1 protein-coding gene is annotated in these 316 nt (G+C 67.1%); it reads left to right on the top strand.

The features are described from left to right. A partial coding sequence (locus QWI17_RS16710; protein WP_302723664.1) for a diguanylate cyclase domain-containing protein occupies positions 1–316 on the top strand: 316 nt, incomplete at both ends.

Genomic DNA, 316 nt, shown 5'->3' with positions numbered 1-316 from the left:
ATCAACGATAACCACGGCCACAGCGTGGGCGACCGGGTACTGTGCACACTGGCCCGGCGCCTGGAAAGCTGCGTAGCGGGCAGCGCGACGGTGGCGCGGATGGGCGGTGACGAGTTCACCGTGCTGTTGCACGATTGCCCGTCAGCCGAGGTCGTGGCCGCACAGGTGCAGCATATCCTGGCCGTCATGGCCGAGCCGCTGGATGCCGAGTTGGCCGGGCTCCAGGCACCTTCCTGCAGCATCGGCATCGCGCGCTTCCCCGAAGACGGCACCGATGCCGATATGCTGCTGCGCCATGCTGACGGCCACATGTACC

Source organism: Gilvimarinus gilvus, assembly GCF_030518155.1.
Classification (GTDB): Bacteria; Pseudomonadota; Gammaproteobacteria; order Pseudomonadales; family Cellvibrionaceae; genus Gilvimarinus; species Gilvimarinus gilvus.
The sequence above is the reverse complement of the archived record's forward strand: the minus strand, read 5'-3'. Positions and strand labels throughout refer to the sequence as shown.